This window comes from Thioalkalivibrio sp. HK1 (assembly GCA_000583135.1).
In the GTDB taxonomy this organism is placed as follows: Bacteria; Pseudomonadota; Gammaproteobacteria; order HK1; family HK1; genus HK1.
The window spans coordinates 1-15,959 of record JFBG01000024.1 but is presented as its reverse complement, the minus strand read 5'-3'; the positions used below and the strand labels follow the sequence as shown (position 1 = coordinate 15,959).

Here is a 15,959-nt window from a genome sequence, read left to right as displayed (position 1 = left end):
GTCGATGGTGGGATCTTAGCTGTAAACCCAACCCAACATGCTCTACATGACATTCATGTTTACGATAATCGTAAGATCGGGCTAGTACTCTCCCTGGGTACCGGATTGAGGGTATCGGCGGCGGCGAGCTGGGTATGGTAGATCGGCGTCGGGAAGAGGAACTCCCGGTGCATGCGCTTTTCGGGGGCGGATCGCTCTTTGTGGCGGGCGTTCGTCATGATTCACCCTTGGCGAGATTGCTTCGACAAAATTGCTGCGGGAAAATTGCATCGACGGTCGAATATCGGCGATCATACCCTTTTCGACTCCCCCTTCATCCGATCCCCCGACTCTCGGTAAAAAGACCCTCGATCATGCCCAACGAACGACCTGACACTCAATCCATCGCCCCGCCGGTCGCCGAGAAAAGGCCGAGCGCCATCGAGATGCATGGCCGTCGGCGATCCGATCCTTATACATGGCTGCGCGATGAGAACTGGCAGCGGGTCATCCGCGACCCGGCGATCCTGCGAGGCGATATCAAGGCGCATCTCGAAGCCGAAAACGATTATGTCGAGAAGATCCTCGCTCCGGTGCAAGATCTGCGCTCCGATCTCTTGGCGGAATATAAAGGGCGGATTTCGCAAGAGGATGTGAGCGTTCCGGATCCGGACGGGGATTGGGAATATTACGTGCGTTATCGCCAAGGAGGGCAGTATCCCTCGATCTGTCGGCGGCCGACGAAGGGGGCCGATTCTTTCGATATCGTCGCCGACCCGAAACGGATTCCGGCCTCGGAACAGGTGCTGCTCGACGGGGATCTCGAAGCCGAAGGCGAGGGCTATTATGGCTTGGGCCAAGCCTCGCATAGTTTCGATCATCGTTATCTGGCATGGTCGGTCGATACCAAGGGCTCGGAGATCCATACCCTGCGTATCAAGGATCTGGACAGCGGCGAATGCTTGTCCGATGCCGTCGAGGGATGTTCGGCTTCCTTCGTATGGGCATCGGATCATCGCTCCTTGATCTATATCGTGCTCGATGAGAGCCATCGCCCGCGCAAGGTCATGCTCCATCGTCTGGGCACGCCGGTGATCGAGGATCGCCTTGTCTACGAGGAGATGCGCGAGGATATGTTCCTCGGCCTGTCTTCGAGCGCATCGCGGCGTTTCGTATGGATTTCATCGCACGACCATCGAAGTTGCGAGATTCGAAGTCTCGATGCGATGCGTCCGCAAGCCGAACCGAGCCTCATCGTTCCAAGGCGCCCCGATATCGAATGCGGAGTATCGGATCATGCCGATCGCCTGCTGATCCTCACCAACGATCAGGCGCGGGATTTCAAGATCGTCGAAGCCCCGATCGATTCCGTCCTCGATCGCTCGACGTGGCGCGATATCGTGCCGCATCGATCGGGAGTGCTGATCCAAGGGATGCAGGTCTTCGGCGCTCACCTCGTTCGACTCGAAATCGAGAACGCTTTGCCGCGCATCGTGGTGCGGGATCTGGCCACCTCGAACGAGCATGCCATCGATTTCGATCAGGAAGCCTATAGCCTCGGGATCGTTCCCACCGAAGCCTTCGACAGCGAAGTCCTGCGTTTTCATTTCTCGTCGATGACCACCCCGGGGCAGATATTCGACTATGACATGCGCACGAAAGAGCGCACTTTGCGCAAAGAGCGGGTGCTACCGAGCGGCCACGACCCTTGCGATTACATCACCCGGCGAGTGGTCGCGGTATCGGATGACGGCGCCCTCGTGCCGATATCACTGGTTCATCATCGCTCCACCCCCATCGACGGCACCGCCCCGCTTCACCTTTACGGCTACGGGGCTTACGGGATATCGATCCCGGCCTCGTTCGGCATCACCGCTTTGAGTTTGGTGGATCGGGGTTTCGTCCATGCCATCGCCCATATTCGAGGGGGGATGGAGCGAGGCTATGATTGGTATGCAAAGGGAAGGCTCGAGCACAAGACCAACACTTTTCGCGACTTCATCGCTTGCGCCAAGAAACTGATCGAAGGCGGATACGCCGATCCCGATCGGATCGCGATCCACGGCGGCAGCGCCGGCGGGATGCTGGTCGGGGCCTGCATCAACATGGCCCCCGATCTATTCGCGGCCGCAGTCGCCGAAGTCCCCTTCGTGGATGTGCTCAATACCATCTGCGACGATACCCTGCCCCTGACGCCGCCGGAATGGAAAGAGTGGGGCAATCCGATCGCAAGCCAGGAGGATTACGATCGCATCGCCTCTTACAGCCCCTTCGACAATATCGAGCGAGGACGCCATCCGCATATCCTCGCCACCGCCGGGTTGACCGACCCCCGCGTGACATGGTGGGAGCCGGCGAAGTGGATCGCCCGCCTTAGAGAGATGAACGACGGCAACGCCCTGATCGCCTTGCATACGAATATGGGAGCGGGGCACGGCGGGGCCTCCGGGCGTTTCGATAGCTTGGAGGAGGTGGCATTGGTGCAGGCCTTCATCCTGCATGCCTTGAATCGATCGTGAGGGGGCTTTTTTCATGACCTTAAGGATATGAAGCGGGCATCGATGTGCCGAGCCCTTTGCATGGGACGCCCTCGGTTTTCGGTCGATCGTCGATGCAAAGCACTTAGAGCCGATCCCTTGTCTTCGGTTTTCGGTCGATTCGTTTTCGGTATCGATATCATGTGCATCGATAGCGCTTTTCCGATATATCCCGCCACCGACAAAGCCCCTTGTAAGCGGGGTCGATGCGATGGGTGAAATCCTCGCCGACGAGCCATCCATCATCGCTCATTCGCTGGATCGAATGGGAAGCATCATCGATATCGGCGGACCGGTGGTCGTTGTTTTATTGATCATGTCGTTCGTTGCCTTGACGATCGTGATCCTCAAATCGATGCAATTCGCATGGTTGCGGATCGGGCGGCGCGCCGTCAGTCGAAGGGCGGTCGATCGATGGCAAAGCGGGGATCGGGAGCGGGCCGTGGCCCTTCTCGAGCGGGAGCGGGATCCGACGGCGCAGCTGGTGAGGATGGCCATGATCGGGCTGCAACGAGGGGTGGACGAAGCGGTGGTGCGCGAGGAGGTGTTGCGTTTCGGCAAGGACATGCTCTTTCAACTGCGTCGCGGGCTGCGCCCCCTCGAGGTGATCGCCTCGCTGGCGCCCCTGTTGGGATTGTTGGGAACGGTTTTGGGGATGATCGAGGCCTTTCAGCAACTGGAAAAAGCCGGGAATCGTGTGGATCCCGCCATCCTATCCGGCGGTATTTGGGAGGCGCTGTCGACCACCGCGGTCGGCCTGTGCGTTGCCATCCCGGTCATGATCTTGATGACTTGGTTGGAACGAAGGGTCGATCACTTGGCGCATGCGATGGAGATTTCGGTGACCGGAGTCTTCACCGGAGATCTCTCGCTAAAAGCTCGAATCGATCGAGCGACGAGCGGATCGCCCGAGGTCGACGATTGAAGATGGCCGCGCCGAAATATCTTGAGTTCGCCTTGCGCCCTCGGCGGCGCATGGTCATCGCCTTGACCCCGTTGATCGATGTGGTCTTCATTTTGCTGGTTTTCTTCATGCTGGTTTCCACCTTCTTGGACTGGCGTTCCATCGAGATGACGACCGATGCGGCGGCGCTCGATTCGACGGGCTCGTCGGGGGATGCGCCCTTGCTGATCACCGTCTCTTCCGCGCAGATACGGCTCGATGGAAGAGTCGTCCTCGAAGACGATTTGGCGGGCGAAGTGCAAGCGCTGCTCGCAGACAATCCGGCGGCGATCGTGAGCGTTCGTCCGCTCGAGGATGTGCCCTTGCAAAGCCTGATCTCGGTTTTGGACCTTCTGCAAGGCGCCGGGATCGAGCGCTTTCGCTTATCCGAAGATATCGATTGGGAAAAGCCCTCGATCGATCCCTCATCGCACTGAGGCGATGTGCCCCGTGTTTGTCGAACGGCGACCGAAGATGGATGGCGAGGCCGGTGTATTGCCGCTGATCAATGTGGTTTTTCTGCTGCTGATTTTTTTCATGCTCGCCGGCAGCCTCGGCATGGTCGAGCCCTTCGAGGTGAGGGCTCCCCGATCCGCCTCCGGCGAGGGCGAGCGATCCCAGCGGGTGATTCGCCTGTCGATGAGTGTCGATGGTCGATTCGCCCTCGATGGTCAGGAAATGCTCCGAGATATCTTGCTCGAACGATTGAGCGATATGTTGATCGACGATCCCACCGCCGGTATCGAGCTCAAGGCGGATAGCCGACTCCCCGCCAATCATTTGGTGCGCTTCACCTACCTGCTCGAACAAGCCGGGGTCGAGTCCGTCTTTTTGGTGACGTTGCCCGATCGACCGTGATTATCCCCAAACGCAGGCATTGGTTATTGGCCGCATCGATCGCAGCAATGCTTTACGGGGTGGCGGTGGTCGCGATATTTTGGAAACCACCCACCTTGGGGGGGTCGGTCGATCGGGGAAGCATCGGCACGAGGGTGGAGTTGGGACCGGCGGGGGGCATGGCGTCGAGGGATTCGCCATCATCCATATCGTCCATCGAGGAGGGATTGTCCGATCATGGTGACCCGGCGTCGATCGATGCGTTGGATGAACGAGAAAATCGACCGATCGACGAGCGGGCGTCACGGCCCCTCGATCAACGGAATTCCGATCCCGGACCAAGCCTCAAGCAGGGATCCGGAGCGGGGCTCGAACCGGAGCCCGAGCCTTTGCCCGAACCCCGACCGACATCCGAATCGGAGATCGAACCCGAATCCGTGCCGCAGTCTGTGCGGGAGCCCGAATCGGCACTCGAGCCCGAACCCGATTTTGAATCCGAGCCGGAAACCCAGCCGGAAACGAAGGCCATATCGGCATCCGAATCGGAGCCGAAGCCCGATCCTGCGCCGCTGCCGGTACAAGAGTCCGACCCCGATATGGAGCCGGAGTTCGAGCTGGATCCGAAGACGGAGTCGGAACCGGAACCGGAATTCGATTTGCACTTGGAGTCGAGTGCCGACGAGGCGGCCGGCGAACCGGGGGTCGATGCAAATTCCGAGCCGGAGTTCGGCTCGAAAGATTCGACGGGGTTCGAATCGAAGGCCGGGACGGGCGGCGAAGCCGATGGCGAGAAGATGGAGTCCCGGGGGGATTCGATGGGAGGAGCCCCCTTCGAATCCGGCGATACCGGACAATCACCCGAAGTCGAGGCCGGGGTGCATCGGATCTATATGCAAACGCTGCAAGTGTGGCTGGAGCGTCATCAACGCTATCCGCGGCGGGCGCGGCGCAAACAACAAGAAGGGACCGCAATCGTGCGGATTGTGGTGGATCGAGACGGCGAGATAACGAGCTACGAACTGATACAAAGCACCGGCTATCGATTGCTGGATAAAGAGGTGCGGGAGATGATCGAAAGGGCGAGCCCGTTGCCCGCCATACCGACCGAGATGACGCATTCTAGATTGGAGATAAAGATACCGATCGCCTTTTCTTTGCGTTGACGATATCAAACTGACGATATCGATTCAAATCGATCCGACGATACCCGCATCAAGCCCGCATCAGTTCGTAGGTCGAGATATTGGCGCGGCGCGAGATGAACATCCCGCCTCCGATGGCGATGAAAGCCGGTGCAAGCCGCTTGCGATACCACCGACCCTCGCGGATATGGCAATGATCGTCGGTCAACGATCGATCGCAGACCGATTGCCAATCGTCCAAGGTCAATGCGTCGAAGAAAAGGGCGCCTCGGCAAAGCGCCGCCATATTTTCCAAGGACTCTTTCGCTTCCCCATCGTCCAAGTATTGCAGGACATCGTTGCAGATCACGAGATCGAAGCGGGTATTCGATCGGAAGGTGGCCGCCGACTCCTGCACCCAGCCGTATTCCCGACAAAGATATTCGCTGCGATCGACCCCGGTATAACTCGCTTTTTCGAAGGCATCGAGCAGGGGTTCTCGTAGCCGCCCCAAGCCGCAGCCGAGATCGACGATCCGGCGCACCGGGATATCCAGCCAATCGAGATAGGCGCCGATGAAGCGTCCCAGCTTGCGAGCGCCATTCTCATCCCCGATCCGAGTGCGAGGATCGAGATAGAAGCGTTCGAAATAGGCGTCGTCGAACAGGCGACGGATCGGTGTCGATGACATGAGCTAAGGGCGTGGATTCGCTGCAGGTCGTCAGCCGCCGAGGAATATCTGCATTCCTCTTTGGCCGGTCCAGACCATCGCCACGAGGATGCAAGGCAAGGCGATGGTCCAGCGAGCGAGGGTGAACCACTTGGGGGCCTTGGCGATCAGCATCAGGATCGGCCAGATCACCAAAGCGATCAATAACTGACCGATTTCCACTCCCACGTTGAAGGCCAGCAGGCTGGTCCACAGGTGCAGGGCATCGAGATCGAGGATCTCTCGCAGGACGAAGGAAAAACCCGCACCGTGAAGCAGCCCGAGCAAGGTGGTGACCATCAGGCTCATCCCCAGCCTTTCTTTTTGGGCGAGAGCGCTGATCGCAGCGTAGACGATCGACAATGCGATGCCGGTTTCCACCAAGGGGATGAACCATGCACCTTGGGGGGCGAAGCCGAAAAAGCCCAAAGAGAGGGTGAGGCTGTGGCCGATGGTAAAACCGGTGATCCGCCAAGCCAGCATCCGCAGCCCGGTGGCTCCCAAGACCAGACAAAGCACGAAGAGGACGTGATCCGTCCCTTCGAGGATATGGATCAAGCCTTGGACGACGAAGGTGGCGGCGGCGCTCCATCGAGAGCGCAAGACCACCACCTCTTCGGCCATCGATCCGCTCACCCGGAAAACGAGGGGCGGATCGCTGGCGTGATCGATGATCAGATTGGCGGTTTCGGATCGGCCGGCGGGATCGAGAGGGTTGAGGGGATCGGGAGGGTCGAGCGATTCGGAAGGGTCGGGAAGGGTGAGGGTGCTGCGCAAGCTGTAGCGATCGACCCTCGTATCGATCGGGTAGATCAGCTCGATATCGATCACGGTATTGCCGACATAAATCGGCGGAATCCCTTGCGGCCACACCGGTCCGTCAAGGGCCCTTTCGGCATCTTCGAGCGCCGAGAAGGGGGGTTGCATCACCCCGGGGATGCCCCTCACCCGCCCGACCTCGGCCCTGAGCCTTCGATCTCCGACGCTCAAGACGAGATCGGCTTCGAGCAATCTTCCCAGTCCTTCGGGGAAATCCTCGAGATCGTCGACATTCACCGAATAACGGGCTTGCCCGTCTTCGATATGCATGGTCGTGTAGGGAGCGGCGGCGGGGTTTCCTTGGGCGTCGGCAGGTCCCGTTTTATCGGCGACGAGCCAAGTCATCGGCAATCGAGTCAGCAAGCGGATCCGGCCTTCCTCGTGAATGACATGAAAGGTTCGGATATCGATATCGATCTGAAAATGTGCATGAGCGGCTCCCCCGAAGGAAGCGATGAGGGCAAAGAGGATGATCGCCTGCAGCAAGAGTGATCGAAAAGGGATAAAACGCTTTTCGCTTCGTCCCTTTTCGACCGAGTCCCGCTTCGTCGTTCTGCGCCTATCGCTGCGCATCATGCAAGAGGGACTCTCAACCATCGCCGCCCGTTTCCGCCGCTAGATGGTGGGATCCGAAATAGTAGACATGCCCCGATTTTCCCTCGAGATCCGCCGCTGATATCTCGATCGATGCACTTTCGAGCATGGTATGTCGGTGGCGCTCCACCCACTCGGTTGCGGGCAAGAGCGTCGAGGTGATGAAGGTCGTTTCCGGCACCAGATAGTGGTGGGGGATGGCGATCTTGGCCTTCGATTTCTCGACGATGGAATCCGCTTGCTTGTAATCCAGGATATGACGGGAGCCGTCGACGGGAACGAAGATCACATCCACCTCGCCGATTCGATCCCAGACCTCCGGCGGTGGCTCGGGGCGGTTGTCGCCCCACATCAGCAGCTTGATGCCGCCGGTTTCGATGAGATAGATATTGTTGTCGAAGTGCCGGGCATTGGTCGGAGGGCAGACATCCTCTCGTCCCTCGAACTGCTTGACCGCATCCGTCCAAGCCACGGTGCCCGGGGCGACGCACTGATGCTTGTCGGCGATGCCGGTGATCTTGACATCCCCGAGCGCGAACGAGCCCGCCATGCGATCCAGCAGCATATTGGCGTCCAAGCGCCCGAGGGCGTCGTGGTCGAAATGGGCGTGGGTCGACAAGCCGATATCAACCTCCGCTTTGGGGAATTCCATGCGATACCAAAGACCCCAAGCCCCGGAAGGATCGTTGCGCCACGGATCGACCATCATCGTGATGCCCTTGGGGGAGGTGATGCGAAAGGCGGAGTTGGAAAAGAAGGCGATACCGACCTTTTGGCTATCGGCTTGCACCCCGCCGCTTCTTTGGATCTCGATGATCCGGTTGTGATTCTTGCCGGACATCCAAGTATCCAAACCCGATGTATTGGCAGTGACCACCCCGATGCCGAGTCCGGCGAGGACCGTCGCTCCGACGGCACCGAAAAATGCGAGTTGACGCATGGTTCTTCTCCTTGTCGAAAAAGCCGCTTTCGGATCGCCGTTCCTTGGCCTAAGACTTGGTCGATGAGTCTTGCGACCGGCATCGGTGTTTTTCAGGGCTTCGGGTATCCGATCATTTCGAATATTCGAAATCTCAAGGGATCCGGCTCAGGTGTCGGCGACTCGGCGATCCGCGGCTCGTTTTTTTGCGCTGGTTGCGTGATCGTGCCAAGAGAGGATGTTCAAAAACAACGCCGTTCGAGCGATGTCTTTCGAACGATGCTAATGGTGAATGCGCGATGCCCGGTTATCGTAGTTGCCGCCCTCCACCGCAAGGACCCGGCGCACCCGACAGCCGACCAGGATCGAGGCCGCGATGAAGGCGTTTTCCGCCTCCCGAGCGCACCATTCCCAGTCCGAAGGGCTGCCCTCGGCCACCGCTCTCCAATGAGCGGAGATGAAGACTTCCTCGATTTTCAGCTCGACGGTCCAGTCCCGCCAAGCCGAATCCGCCGTGGATTCCCCCTCGCTGTATTCCTGTACCGCATGGCGGCAGTAATTCTTGCCGCCGACCTCATGGGCATAGAGATCGTCTTGCACCAGATCGTTGTCGATGCACGATTCATGACCGGTATGAACCGCTTCGGCACTTCTGAAAACGCTGTCGATGATCGATCGAGGGGTGATGCGGATACTCAAAGGAGAGTCCCAATCGGGATCGAGGGAATCTTCGTATTCATCCATGATTGACGATTCCGCCTTGGCATATAAAGAGTTGAGTGAAGGATAAGTATAACTTCAAACGAGCCGATGACACCCTTTCCAGTCCCCTCGATGGGCCAATGATCGAGAGGCAAGAGCGCTTTTCGGGCGATCCGAAAAGCGCTTGGGGGTTCGGCGAAAAAAGGGGGCATCGCCGATTGTGTCGAGGGATTCGTCGGCGCTCGGTTCAATCACCCCTTTGCGGGCGGCGAAGCGGTCGACCGGTCAATCGAGCAAGTGCCGGGCATGGCGCTGCAAATAGTCGTCGACCCTTTTTGCGATTCCGGCGCCGTCGAGCCCGGCATCGGCCAGCATCTCGCTGCGCGCGCCGTGCTCGATGAATCGATCCGGCAAGCCGATCGCCAAATGGCGGACGGTGCTGCCGTGATGCGCAAGGCATTCGTCGACCGCATTCGCCGCCCCTCCGGTGGCGCTTTCCTCTACCGTGATCAGGAGTTCGCGGTTGCGGGCGAGTTCGATGATCCGCCGCTCGTCCAAGGGCTTGGCGAAGCGCATATCGAAGACATCGGCATCGAGGTTTTGCGCCACCTCCATGACATCGGCGAGCAGCGGCCCGAAGGAGAGGAAGGCGATGCCGCGTCCTTGCCCTCGCAGGCCAAGACGACACTCCCGGGATTCACCGATAGGCAGCGCGACCATCTCATCATCGATATCCACCCCCGGTCCCGTCCCTCTCGGATAGCGCACCGCGCAGGGACCATCGTGCAAAAAGCCGGTGTAGAGCATCCGCCGCAATTCGTTCTCGTCGGCGGGCATCATGATCAGCATATTCGGCAGGCAGCGCAAAAAACCGACATCGTAGCCTCCGGCGTGGGTGGGGCCGTCTCCCCCGACCACCCCGGCGCGATCGATCGCGAACAGGACCGGCAGCCCTTGCAATGCCACATCGTGGACGACTTGATCGTAGGCGCGCTGGAGAAAGGTGGAATAGATCGCGACCACCGGTTTCATGCCCTCGCATGCAAGCCCGGCGGCGAAGGTGACGCTGTGTTGTTCGGCGATGGCGACATCGAAATAGCGATCGGGGAATTCCTCGGAAAAGCGCTCCATCTTCGAACCCTCGCGCATCGCCGGGGTGATCGCGATCAATCGCTCGTCGCGCTTGGCCATATCGCAAAGCCAGCGTCCGAAGACCTGGGAATAAGTGGGGCTCTTCGTCGGGGATCCCGTCGGGCTCGGGGCGATGCCCACCGCGGGATCGAAGGGCGATCCGACGCCGTGATATTTCACGGGATCGGATTCCGCCGGGGGATAGCCCTTGCCTTTGCGGGTGATGACATGCAGCAGTTGCGGCCCTTGAAGCCGCTTGATATTTTCCAAGGTGGGGAGCAAGGTATCGAGATCGTGCCCGTCGATCGGTCCGATATAGTTGAATCCGAATTCCTCGAAGAGGGTGCCGGGAACGATCAACCCCTTGACGTGCTCCTCGGCGCGGTGGGCGATCTCTCGGATCGGGGGCATTTTGCTGAGAATTTTTTTCCCCCCTTCCTTGACCGAAGCGTAGAGCCTGCCCGAGATCAGGCGCGCGAAGCGATTGGCCAAAGCCCCCACATTCGGCGAGATCGACATCTCGTTGTCGTTGAGGATGACCAGCAGATCGAGCCCGAGTCCGCCGGCATGATTGAGGGCCTCGAAGGCCATGCCACAGGTCAGCCCGCCATCCCCGATCACCGCCACCGCTCGCCTTGCGCTCCCGCTACGGCGAGCGGCGATGGCCATGCCGGTGGCGGCGCTGATGGAGGTTCCGGCGTGCCCGACCCCGAAGCTGTCGTAGGGGCTTTCGCTGCGCTTGGGAAAGGGGGAGATGCCGCCTTGTCGGCGCACCGTCGACATCATCTCCCGTCGGCCGGTGAGGATCTTATGGGGATAGCTTTGGTGACCTACATCCCATACGATTCGATCATCGGGGGTATCGTAAAGATAATGCAAGGCGATGGTGAGCTCGACGCTGCCGAGCCCGGCGGCGAAATGCCCGCCGGATCGGGAGACGCTCTCTATCAGATAGCGGCGCAACTCGTGCGCCAAATCGGGCAAGACGGATTCGGGTAGGGTGCGTAGATCGAAAGGGTTGCGAATCGACGACAACAAAGGCCATTCTTCGGATTTGCTCATTCGTTCGTTATTCCGGTTCAAAGGGTTGCAGGCGGTGTCTGATGGGGGTTTTGCGCTTTTTCCGGCGGTCGTTTCCGATACATTGCACTCGATGCTCGATATTCGGGTTCACCCTCGGCCGCCGACGGGCATGATTTTAGACAGATCGCCGCCGCATCGTGCGAGTATCATATTTCGATCGACGAAAAGTTCACGAAGGGATTCCCAAGGAGGTGGAAGTCATGTCCAGATGCAAGATGCGGTTTTCCATACCGACATTCGCTGCCGTTCGAAAAATCATCGTCGATTGGAATCATCGCAGATTGCGCGGGCCGATGGTGTCGATTGCGATCCTGGCCCTTGGCGGTTGCGCCTCGGTCTCCATCGAGAGCGGCAATCCGGACGATGCTTGGCCATCGGATCCGGTCGAGCCCGTCAATCGCTTCGTTTTTTCCGTCAACGAGTTGGTCGACGATCTGGCGTTGGGTCCGGTCTCAGATGCCTACCGCCAACTCCCCGAGGGCGTGCAGCGGGGGATTCACAATGTCTTCGACAACGCCGCTTATCCCGATACCGTGGTCAACCAATTCCTCCAAGGCAAGGTCGATCTCGGGGTTAAGGATACCGCCCGTTTCGTGGTCAACTCCACGGCCGGGATCGGCGGGGTCTTCGATGTCGCCACCGGGATGGGTCTTGAACGCCACCAAGAGGATTTCGGTCAGACCCTTGCGGTATGGGGCGTAGGCCCCGGAAGTTTCATCACCTTGCCCGGCTTCGGGCCGAGCACGGTGCGAGATAGTTCGGGATTGGCGATGGGCGCATGGCTCGATGTCAGCACTTATGTCGGCGGTTTTCCCTACACCCTTCTTTTGAAGGTGATCGATCAGCGCTCTAACAACGCCGATGCGATCCGGCTTCGGGACGAGATCGCCCTCGATCGCTACTCCTATACGAAGGATGCCTATTTGCAGTGGCGGGATTATCTGATCCGGGATCAGGGGCCGTGAGATCGATATCGATCGAGATCATCGGGTGCAGGCTTTGCCGATGGCCCAGACGAAGCCGTCTTGATCGACGATGAAGACCTCGCGCAGGCCGTGGGGCTTGTCGGCGCTGCCTTGGAGAATTCGAAAACCCAGCCCGGCGGCGATGGACTCGGCTTGGTCGGGATCGCGGCCGAAGAGCCTCAGTTCGGTTGCGACTCCGCGCATGGCATCGGAGGCGAGTACCGGATGCCAAGGATGGGCGTCATAAGTGTGATGGGCATGCAGCATCCACTGCGCCCCCTGTCGCTGCAATACCGCGATATCGGGATCGTGATAGACGCTATTCGCTTCGAGCACCTCGAGGTGGAAGGGCAGGGCGGCGGCGATATCGCGCACGATCAGATTGAAGCCGAGGGGATGACCGGATTCGGCCAGGAGACGACCGTAATCCGCAGCCGGCATCCAAGGATCGCCCTTTCTTCGAACGCTCATGATTCAAAAAGATGGGAGACGGGGAAAAAGGAGGGCTGCGCGCCGGAGTCCCCGATTCGGCGGGCGGCATCGATGAGAGAGTGGGATGAGGGATCGAAGAAAGAGGAAAAGCGTCGATCGCCCGGCGGGCTCGCTGACCCTCGCTGGCTCATCGCTCTCGATACGATACGATGCGATGCGATGCGATGCGATACGATGCGATGGATCCCGACGACCAAGAGCGATGCACTGCAAAAGCGATGGATCCGACGATGACGAGCGGGCCATCGTATCGGATGTCACTCCATCGATCCTGTCGATGCGATATCGTTGGTGCCGAGGAGAGGACTTGAACCTCCACGGGGTTTACCCCCACATGGACCTGAACCATGCGCGTCTACCAATTCCGCCACCTCGGCCGTGCCATCGAAGCAAAGAGACTGCCACCGACACCCGCAAACCCGCCATCATAACGAAATCGGCCGATCATTGTCAATAAAAAGCCCCAAGTCACCCACCGATTCTCCTCACGCTCGCCGCCCGGTGCGGCTTTCGAATATCCCCGAGCGTCAAGTATTGGGCGATTACCTTCATACCCGGGGCGCACCCGATTCGCTCGAAGCGATCGCCGGTGCCCACGATCTAAAGAGCCCCGCCGAGCTGCAGGCGCTTCGCCGCCGGTTGATGGCGATGGTTCGCGACGGCCAGATCTTGCGCAAGGGCCGCGAGCGCTTCGCCGCCGCATCCGCGCTCGATGCGCACGTTCGAGATCCCGATCGAGCCTCCGATCGCCGCACCGCCTCGTCCGGGCGCGGCGGGCTCGTGATCGGGCGCGTGATCGGAAATCGCAAGGGCTTCGGTTTTTTGCAGCCCGACGATCAAGACGATCGACAAAATGGTCGAGGAGGGGATGTTTTTCTTCCCGCTCGCCAGATGCGTTCGCTGATGCACGGCGATCGAGCCGCGGTGCGGGTGGTGAAGACCGGTCTCGACGGACGCCGCGAGGGGATATTCGTCGAACGCCTCGAAGACGATTCCCCTAAGCGGGTGATCGGACGTCTCGTGCACGAAAACGGCGTGCATTTCGTGATCCCGCACGATTCGCGGATCCATCGGGATATCTTGATTCGCGAAGGAGCGGCGCCGATAGGGGGCGATGCGAAAAAAAGGGCGAGGAAAGGCGCCGAGCAAGGTGGCTATGTCGTTGTCCGAATCACCGAAGCCCCGACCCGACAGCATCCGCCGATCGGGGTGATCGAGGAAAGGCTCGGCGATCGCGACCGGCCGGATATGGGCCACGAGATATCGATTCGCACCCACGATATCCCTTGCGAATGGCCCGAGGAGTTGGCCCCGGAGCTGGCGGCCCTTCCAAGTGCGGTGCGCAAACGCGATCTCGCCGGTCGTCTCGATCTGCGCCATCTGGATTTCGTCACCATCGACGGCGAGGATGCCAAGGATTTCGACGATGCGGTGTGCTGCGAGCGAATACCGAGCGGATGGCGGCTATGGGTGGCCATCGCCGATGTCGGGGCCTACGTGCCCGCAGGCAGCGCGTTGGATCGGGAGGCCATCCGCCGCGGGAATTCCGTCTATTTCCCCGACCGGGTGATACCGATGCTGCCCGAGGCCCTTTCGAACGCCCTTTGTTCGCTACAGCCTCGAGTGGATCGTCTGTGCTTGGCTTGCGAGATGCTGCTCGATGCCTCGGGGCGGATCGGGAGGTCGCGCTTCTTCGAGGGCGTGATCCGCTCGAGGGCCCGCCTGACCTACGAGGCGGTATCGAGGTTCTTGGGCGATGATGCCGATGCGAGCGAGCGGGCCACGCATGATGGCGTCTTTGACGATCCCGCTCCCCTCGCTTCGATGCTCGCCCACCTCGAAGATGCCTATCACGCTTTGCGAGGGGCTCGAGAAAAACGCGGGGCGATCGATTTCGATACCGAAGAGATTCGGATCGTCTTCGACGGGCAAGGTCGTATCGAGGGGCTGCGCCCGCTGGCGCGCGGACTCTCGCATCGGATGATCGAGGAGGCGATGATCGCCGCCAATGTCGCGGCGGCGCGTTTCATCGAGCGTCGCCGATTGCCGACCCTCTTTCGCGTCCACGAAGGACCCTCGGCCGACAAGGTGGAGGAGCTGCGCGTCTTCCTCGAGGATTTCGGGCTCAAACTCGCCGGCGGCGAAAGCCCGCAGCCGCATCATTTCGCGGAACTAGTGCGGGCATCGTCGACCCGGCCGGATGCCGATCTGATCCAAACGGTCTTGCTGCGCAGCCTCGCCCAAGCGAAATACACCCCCGATAACGGCGGTCATTTCGGCTTGGCGCATCGTGCCTACCTGCATTTCACCTCGCCGATCCGACGCTATCCGGATCTGATCGTACACCGAGCGATTCGTCATGCCCTAAGAGGCGGAAAGCCCGGAGCGAGCGGACAAGATCGACTATCGCTGACCGGGCTCGGGGGGCATTGTTCGATGACCGAAAGGAGGGCCGACGAGGCCGTGCGCGATACCGCCGCCTGGCTCAAATGCGAACTGATGCGCGACAAGGTCGGCAAGCGCTTCGATGCCGTGATCACCGGCGTCGCCTCCTTCGGCCTTTTCGTGACCCCCAACGAGATTCCGGTCGAGGGCTTGGTGCCCATCGGATCCTTGGGGGATGGCGATATCCGCTTCGATCCGATCCGCCGTCGCCTCGAAGGGGGGCGCCCCCATCGTCTTTACCGACTGGCGGATCGTCTATCCGTCGAGGTGATCGATGTCGATCTCGACGAAAGACGCGTGTTCTATGCGCCTTTTGGAAGGCCGAGGCGATCGAAGGGCGGGGCATCGGCGGGCAGAGGCGATCGCGCCGCCGCCTCTCACCGACGCAACGCCGACCGCAAGGCCGGCCCTAAGGCCAAGCGCGATCCGAAGGCGAAGGGCGGATGGCGAAAAAAACCCTGACCTTCGGGGTGCATGCCGCGCTGGCGCTGCTCGAAAGGGATCCGACCCGGGTGCTGGAGGTCTGGTTGCAAGAGGGTCGGCCCGCTCCCGCCGTCCGCGGCGCTCTTGAATCATCGGCGGCCGCCGGGATCGCCGTGCGAGAAGCGAGCCGGGCGATCCTCGATCGCTTGAGCGGATCGAAGGCTCATCAAGGGGTTGTCGTGATCGTGGCCATGTTCTGG

The 15,959-nt window shown here is 60.2% G+C and carries 15 protein-coding genes and 1 tRNA gene; 8 read left to right on the top strand and 8 right to left on the bottom strand.

All coding sequences use genetic code 11. The features are described 5' to 3' along the window. Positions 1-59 precede the first annotated feature (59 nt). Entirely contained in the window at positions 60-218 is a 159-nt protein-coding gene (locus tag BF99_RS22890; RefSeq protein ID WP_156013225.1) for a hypothetical protein, read from the bottom strand. Positions 219-353: 135 nt separating this feature from the next. On the opposite strand from BF99_RS22890, the gene BF99_RS0108285 reads away from it, so the two are divergent. The 5 genes from BF99_RS0108285 to BF99_RS0108255 all read left to right on the top strand — a co-directional run bounded on the left by BF99_RS0108285 (position 354) and on the right by BF99_RS0108255 (position 5,459). Beyond that, positions 354-2,498, top strand: coding sequence for a S9 family peptidase (locus BF99_RS0108285; RefSeq protein WP_038097788.1), 2,145 nt, complete (start codon positions 354-356; stop codon positions 2,496-2,498). A gap of 229 nt (positions 2,499-2,727) precedes the next feature. Continuing rightward, a complete protein-coding gene (locus tag BF99_RS0108275; protein WP_025770492.1) occupies positions 2,728-3,441 on the top strand; it encodes a MotA/TolQ/ExbB proton channel family protein in 714 nt (237 codons plus the stop codon). A gap of 2 nt (positions 3,442-3,443) precedes the next feature. Further along, positions 3,444-3,896, top strand: a complete 453-nt coding sequence (locus BF99_RS0108270; protein ID WP_025770491.1) for an ExbD/TolR family protein — start codon at positions 3,444-3,446, stop codon at positions 3,894-3,896. A gap of 13 nt (positions 3,897-3,909) precedes the next feature. Further along, entirely contained in the window at positions 3,910-4,317 is a 408-nt protein-coding gene (locus tag BF99_RS0108265) for an ExbD/TolR family protein (protein WP_197019083.1), read from the top strand. Then, complete coding sequence (locus BF99_RS0108255) at positions 4,314-5,459, top strand: energy transducer TonB (protein ID WP_156013224.1); 1,146 nt, start codon at positions 4,314-4,316, stop codon at positions 5,457-5,459. Before BF99_RS0108265 ends, BF99_RS0108255 begins: the two co-directional genes overlap by 4 nt. Before the next feature lie 49 nt (positions 5,460-5,508). Here BF99_RS0108255 and BF99_RS0108250 read toward each other — a convergent pair whose 3' ends face one another. From BF99_RS0108250 to dxs, 5 genes are all read right to left on the bottom strand, one after another. Then, positions 5,509-6,108, bottom strand: coding sequence for a class I SAM-dependent methyltransferase (locus BF99_RS0108250; RefSeq protein WP_025770488.1), 600 nt, complete (start codon positions 6,106-6,108; stop codon positions 5,509-5,511). Positions 6,109-6,138: 30 nt separating this feature from the next. Beyond that, on the bottom strand, positions 6,139-7,308 hold the full coding sequence (locus tag BF99_RS21915; RefSeq protein ID WP_197019082.1) for a HupE/UreJ family protein: 1,170 nt from the start codon (positions 7,306-7,308) through the stop codon (positions 6,139-6,141). A 226-nt stretch (positions 7,309-7,534) separates the two neighbouring features. Continuing rightward, positions 7,535-8,479, bottom strand: a complete 945-nt coding sequence (locus BF99_RS0108235) for an MBL fold metallo-hydrolase (protein WP_051482837.1) — start codon at positions 8,477-8,479, stop codon at positions 7,535-7,537. Between the two features lie 261 nt (positions 8,480-8,740). Beyond that, the gene (locus BF99_RS0108225; protein WP_025770485.1) at positions 8,741-9,202 is read right to left on the bottom strand and encodes a hypothetical protein; all 462 of its coding nucleotides are present in this window, start codon (positions 9,200-9,202) and stop codon (positions 8,741-8,743) included. A 243-nt stretch (positions 9,203-9,445) separates the two neighbouring features. Then, positions 9,446-11,353: a 1-deoxy-D-xylulose-5-phosphate synthase gene (gene dxs / locus BF99_RS0108215; RefSeq protein ID WP_025770484.1), complete on the bottom strand. Its 1,908-nt coding sequence runs from the start codon at positions 11,351-11,353 to the stop codon at positions 9,446-9,448. Between the two features lie 221 nt (positions 11,354-11,574). On the opposite strand from dxs, the gene BF99_RS20515 reads away from it, so the two are divergent. Beyond that, on the top strand, positions 11,575-12,339 hold the full coding sequence (locus BF99_RS20515; RefSeq protein ID WP_156013223.1) for an MlaA family lipoprotein: 765 nt from the start codon (positions 11,575-11,577) through the stop codon (positions 12,337-12,339). Positions 12,340-12,357: 18 nt separating this feature from the next. Here the strand turns inward: BF99_RS20515 and BF99_RS20510 are convergent, their stop codons facing one another. Together BF99_RS20510 and BF99_RS0108205 are read right to left on the bottom strand one after the other, a co-directional pair. Then, positions 12,358-12,810 carry a hypothetical protein gene (locus BF99_RS20510; RefSeq protein ID WP_038097786.1) on the bottom strand — a complete coding sequence of 151 codons (453 nt, stop codon included), beginning with the start codon at positions 12,808-12,810 and terminating at the stop codon, positions 12,358-12,360. Between the two features lie 310 nt (positions 12,811-13,120). Further along, positions 13,121-13,208 (bottom strand) — tRNA-Leu (locus tag BF99_RS0108205). A gap of 70 nt (positions 13,209-13,278) precedes the next feature. Here BF99_RS0108205 and rnr point away from each other — a divergent pair. Both rnr and BF99_RS20500 read left to right on the top strand, forming a co-directional pair. Next, positions 13,279-15,738: a ribonuclease R gene (gene rnr / locus BF99_RS0108200; protein ID WP_025770483.1), complete on the top strand. Its 2,460-nt coding sequence runs from the start codon at positions 13,279-13,281 to the stop codon at positions 15,736-15,738. Further along, a partial coding sequence (locus BF99_RS20500) for an RNA methyltransferase substrate-binding domain-containing protein (RefSeq protein ID WP_038097782.1) occupies positions 15,720-15,959 on the top strand: 240 nt, incomplete at its 3' end. The genes rnr and BF99_RS20500, both read left to right, overlap by 19 nt.

What these genes read in the sequence shown, in the direction of transcription:
- BF99_RS0108235 (WP_051482837.1), bottom strand. Translation starts at nt 8,479, where the DNA reads ATGCGTCAACTCGCATTTTTCGGTGCCGTCGGAGCGACGGTCCTCGCC.
- BF99_RS0108270 (WP_025770491.1), top strand. Translation starts at nt 3,444, where the DNA reads ATGGCCGCGCCGAAATATCTTGAGTTCGCCTTGCGCCCTCGGCGGCGC.
- BF99_RS22890 (WP_156013225.1), bottom strand. Translation starts at nt 218, where the DNA reads ATGACGAACGCCCGCCACAAAGAGCGATCCGCCCCCGAAAAGCGCATG.
- dxs (WP_025770484.1), bottom strand. Translation starts at nt 11,353, where the DNA reads ATGAGCAAATCCGAAGAATGGCCTTTGTTGTCGTCGATTCGCAACCCT.
- BF99_RS20515 (WP_156013223.1), top strand. Translation starts at nt 11,575, where the DNA reads ATGTCCAGATGCAAGATGCGGTTTTCCATACCGACATTCGCTGCCGTT.
- BF99_RS0108275 (WP_025770492.1), top strand. Translation starts at nt 2,728, where the DNA reads ATGGGTGAAATCCTCGCCGACGAGCCATCCATCATCGCTCATTCGCTG.
- BF99_RS0108250 (WP_025770488.1), bottom strand. Translation starts at nt 6,108, where the DNA reads ATGTCATCGACACCGATCCGTCGCCTGTTCGACGACGCCTATTTCGAA.
- BF99_RS0108285 (WP_038097788.1), top strand. Translation starts at nt 354, where the DNA reads ATGCCCAACGAACGACCTGACACTCAATCCATCGCCCCGCCGGTCGCC.
- BF99_RS20510 (WP_038097786.1), bottom strand. Translation starts at nt 12,810, where the DNA reads ATGAGCGTTCGAAGAAAGGGCGATCCTTGGATGCCGGCTGCGGATTAC.
- BF99_RS0108225 (WP_025770485.1), bottom strand. Translation starts at nt 9,202, where the DNA reads ATGGATGAATACGAAGATTCCCTCGATCCCGATTGGGACTCTCCTTTG.